Origin of the sequence: Ferrovum myxofaciens (assembly GCF_000735045.1) — a bacterium.
In the GTDB taxonomy this organism is placed as follows: domain Bacteria; phylum Pseudomonadota; class Gammaproteobacteria; order Burkholderiales; family Ferrovaceae; genus Ferrovum; species Ferrovum myxofaciens.
The window spans coordinates 1-253 of record NZ_JPOQ01000440.1 but is presented as its reverse complement, the minus strand read 5'-3'; the positions used below and the strand labels follow the sequence as shown (position 1 = coordinate 253).

Sequence of the window (253 nt, the reverse complement as noted above, 5' to 3'; positions counted from 1 at the left end):
TTTCTGAGGATTTCGAGTGCCCGACTCGATATTGGTACTCGGTGTTGCTGTTCGGCTTTCATCCTCTCGGCGGGAATTGTCCAAATTGCAGAATTCAAATCCACTTCAGCCCACGTCATTCCCCTCACTTCACCTGAACGTGCCGCAGTGAGTATTAAAAATTCCAAGATGGCTCGGGTGACATCATATCTTGTACGATTACGTACATGCTCCGCAATAAAGGACGGGATTACTCGCCAGGGCATAGCTGGTT

1 protein-coding gene is annotated in these 253 nt (G+C 48.6%); it reads right to left on the bottom strand.

All coding sequences use genetic code 11. The features are described 5' to 3' along the window. A partial coding sequence (locus tag IV91_RS17590; protein ID WP_150112535.1) for a tyrosine-type recombinase/integrase occupies positions 1 to 253 on the bottom strand: 253 nt, incomplete at both ends.